Consider the following 3,555-nt stretch of genomic DNA (forward strand, 5'->3'; position numbering starts at 1 on the left):
CTATTATGTTACTTTTTGTCATGTGTGTATTCCTCAGTTAAGAGTTTATATTTTGCAAAATAATTCTATCATTCTGCTGCGAATACACCGCTTATTTCTATATTAGATTTTCATCATACACTAGATTCGAGTATAACTCAATGTTCCAGATACTGATGTACATAGTTTAAGCATTGATTCTAATGGGTTAAAGAGGTTTTGTCGTGATGAGTGGCATCAGGAAAAACATAAAGTATCTGTAAAAAGGAGTTGGAGAAAGTTACATGTTGCAGTAGATCAAAGCCACTATATACATAACTCACTATTAACAGATAGATTTGAAAGTGATACTGGTGGTCTGCCTGATTTGTTAGATGGTATTAATGGCGAATTTAATCATGTTTCTATGGATAGAGCTTATGATAGTTTTGATGTATATGAGTAAATACTGGATAAGTTTGGTGATGTTGAAATAGCAATACCACCAGATAGAAATGCGGTTATTTGTGATACAAATCATATGGTTCGCAACCATAATATAGAGCATATCAAAAGTCATGGTCGAATGGATTGGCAAAAAAAATCAGGATATGGTAGAAGAAATAATAGTGAGCTAGCTATACAAAGATATAAAAGAATAATAGTTAGAAGTCTACATTCTAGAGACTTTGAAAATCAAAAAATAGAATCAATTATTGGTGCTAATGTGCTAAATAAAATGACTTCTTTAGGTATGCCCGACAGCTATCGAACAGCCTGAAATCCGTCGATTCAAAGACCGTAAGGGGTTAAGAAACAAAACCTTCCTTCATACTTATGTCCAATATCATAAACTATATATGGGTCTAATTAAATATTTGAGACTAAATTCCCACTTTGATTAAATTACTATTTTTGTTTTAAAGTGCAAAATATAGTTTCTTTAGAACATTTAATATTAGATGTAACTCCAAGCAATAAAGGTTTATTGTACTGTCCATGACCTATAAAAGGAAAATAATATACAGGTCTATTAAAAGATTTGGCAAACCTTTTAATTGCAGATTTATATATTAGCCTCTGATCGTCAGTAGGGTCTAATGGATAAAACTGCCCAAATATAATAGCTTCAGGTTTTTTATTTTCTGGTAGATAAAGTAGTTGATGTAATGACCTATCTAACTGCCTAAATGAAATATTAGTATCTTCAAGAAATAGAATTTTTGTTGAGATATCTTGTTGGTAGATGGTTGAAAAATAAGAATATACCAATGTCATATTGCCTCCAACAATATCGCCATCAATATCATTATAAGCCATCTTATTCACTGGCATTAACTTATCATATAATATCCCATCGTTTATAATTTCTGTAATATTAGGAATTCCTTCCAAGTCATTAATTCTAATTTTTTCTACTTTTTGTGAGCTATAAGCATTCTTATTATAAGCAGCTACGACACCATGCAATGATTTCCATCCTAGTACATTATTTATAAAAAAATGTATAGCTGTCACATCACTAAATCCGACTAATATTTTGGGTTTAGCTTTTTTAAGTTCATTTATATGATCATACAGATAAGGTAATAAATTAAATGCTCCACCTCCACCTCTTAAGAACCAAATAACATCTATATTGTCATTTAAAAGAGCATCCAGTAATATTTTAGCTCTTATTGAATCTGGATTAGAATATCCGAAATCAGAAGGATATATATCTAAATATTCATAAGTAGTATTATATCCAGCATCCTTAAGAGCTTTCTTAGCTTGTTTTAGCTCATTCGGATAATATTGTGTTGATACATTAATTAAAGCAACCTTTTTGTAATCTGTAGCAGCACAAGCAAGTGATTTTGTAACCATTATAAGTAATATTACGGATATAATGTTTATTAGATAATTATTTTTTAACAATAGAAAGAACCTCTTTATTAAGAATATCTATCCTAATTATAATTTATAAACTACTTAGATAATACTGAAAAATCTCCAGCCCTAGCTATTATCTTTCTAACGGTAGAATCTGTAAGAGGAGTTTTCCTTTCTGATACAAAAACATAATCAGTAGTGGAATAGTCCCTTTTTAATCTCCGTAAAGCCCTTAATTCTATTCCAGTAAGAATGTTGCACTGAGTCTATACCATTTTTACGCCTAGTAACGCTTATACGCCCAACCTCAAGGTATATTTGTTGCCACCTTAGAGCTATTAGCTCTAATACTCTTAAAGCATGACGATATGCTATGAGAATTATAGTAGAATCACGGTGACCATGTCGACCGAGTTTATTTGCAGATTTTATAAGCTCATTAACTTCTTTTTCTGTTAAAAACTCTCTAGGCTTTGAATTTGGTTTTCTAGACAAACTTTCCCTAATTTGTCCCATTATGGGAAACTCTAAAATCATATTTCTTTCTATTGCTAGATTTCGATAGTCACGATTTGATTATCCCAATAGTCATTTTTGGGAAAATTATATATTCCTAAAAGTATCATTTGATGGGACTCTTATAAAATATATAAATATAAGGAATTTATAATGAGTAAAAAAAGCATTAAAGATATGTTATCACTCTCTATCAAAGATGAGCAAGATACTGTAACTAGTAAACTTTCTAACTTTAATAATAAAGCTGATAAGTTTGATAAGGCAGAGGCTTTTTTTAATGAAGAAGAAAAAAATACTGATGACAAGAATAAATCTTCTACTGTAGTAAAAGATTTGTTTTCTTTCCCTCAAAATGATTATGAAATAATTAATAAATCAATTGATAGAGCTTTAGAAAATAGAATTATTATGAATAAATCAGAAGTAGTGAGAGCAGCATTAAAAGTATTAATAGATCTTGATAATGATGAGTTTGTAAAAGCAATTCAGAGTGTAGAAAAAATAAAGAGAGGAAGAAAATAATATATAAAATTTATATATTATTTAAGTTAGAAAGACATCAACTTTTTTAATATTAGAACTAATAAACTCATTATGTAAAAGCACTTTCAATGCTATATTAGTTGATAAAAATATAACATCTGAACTTTTACCTTTATAGCATGGTATTTCCATATTAGACTCTATATAGAAATCAAATGCTGATATTAAAGCATCCGTAGCTTCATTATTTAAATCCTCTAGCTTTTCTATAACTGTGCATGCTTCAGGAATATCAGGAAATGTAACTAAAAAACTATCGTTTGTATCTTTTTGTAGTTTGTATCTAAATTTCATTTTTTAACTCCTAAATCTTTTTTTATTTTAAGAACTAAACCTTTACCAATCTCTTTACTACCATGATTAGGAAAAATTGACATTTTATCATTTAAGTATACTTTTAGAAATGCTATTAATTATTTGTATAGAGTAATAATATCTTTTTTACTATATGTCTTATATTGGGAGATTATTTGTAAATTTTTAAGGGCTTTATGATAAGAGTTTGTTATTTTCTGTGTTTTCGATATCAGTTTTAGGGTCTAACTGCATATTTGGTCGTAATCGGCCACGGGCTGTAAATTTTTTTTAATTTTTTTATCTATGTAAGACTTTAACGACAAATACTTCCCATATTTTAGGTGGGTATCAATAATAGTCTTA

6 protein-coding genes are annotated in these 3,555 nt (G+C 28.9%); 3 read left to right on the forward strand and 3 right to left on the reverse strand.

The features are described from left to right. Window positions 1-172 precede the first annotated feature (172 nt). Together F8C69_RS11335 and F8C69_RS09615 are read left to right on the forward strand one after the other, a co-directional pair. Window positions 173-424 carry a transposase gene (locus F8C69_RS11335; protein WP_159185008.1) on the forward strand — a complete coding sequence of 84 codons (252 nt, stop codon included), beginning with the start codon at window positions 173-175 and terminating at the stop codon, window positions 422-424. A 75-nt stretch (window positions 425-499) separates the two neighbouring features. Continuing rightward, window positions 500-739, forward strand: a complete 240-nt coding sequence (locus tag F8C69_RS09615) for a hypothetical protein (RefSeq protein WP_200147189.1) — start codon at window positions 500-502, stop codon at window positions 737-739. A 128-nt stretch (window positions 740-867) separates the two neighbouring features. On the opposite strand, the gene ldcA is transcribed toward F8C69_RS09615, so the two are convergent. Both ldcA and F8C69_RS09625 read right to left on the reverse strand, forming a co-directional pair. After that, window positions 868-1,827, reverse strand: a complete 960-nt coding sequence (ldcA, locus tag F8C69_RS09620) for an LD-carboxypeptidase LdcA (RefSeq protein WP_159185009.1) — start codon at window positions 1,825-1,827, stop codon at window positions 868-870. A gap of 198 nt (window positions 1,828-2,025) precedes the next feature. Then, the gene (locus F8C69_RS09625) at window positions 2,026-2,328 is read right to left on the reverse strand and encodes a tyrosine-type recombinase/integrase (RefSeq protein WP_200147244.1); all 303 of its coding nucleotides are present in this window, start codon (window positions 2,326-2,328) and stop codon (window positions 2,026-2,028) included. Window positions 2,329-2,502: 174 nt separating this feature from the next. Here F8C69_RS09625 and F8C69_RS09630 point away from each other — a divergent pair, with 174 nt between their 5' ends. Next, the gene (locus F8C69_RS09630; protein ID WP_159185006.1) at window positions 2,503-2,874 is read left to right on the forward strand and encodes a hypothetical protein; all 372 of its coding nucleotides are present in this window, start codon (window positions 2,503-2,505) and stop codon (window positions 2,872-2,874) included. Window positions 2,875-2,895: 21 nt separating this feature from the next. Here F8C69_RS09630 and F8C69_RS09635 read toward each other — a convergent pair whose 3' ends face one another. Next, window positions 2,896-3,189, reverse strand: coding sequence for a type II toxin-antitoxin system HicB family antitoxin (locus F8C69_RS09635; RefSeq protein ID WP_159185007.1), 294 nt, complete (start codon window positions 3,187-3,189; stop codon window positions 2,896-2,898). Window positions 3,190-3,555: the final 366 nt, after the last annotated feature.

It is taken from the genome of Francisella noatunensis subsp. noatunensis, assembly GCF_009823375.1.
In the GTDB taxonomy this organism is placed as follows: Bacteria; Pseudomonadota; Gammaproteobacteria; order Francisellales; family Francisellaceae; genus Francisella; species Francisella noatunensis.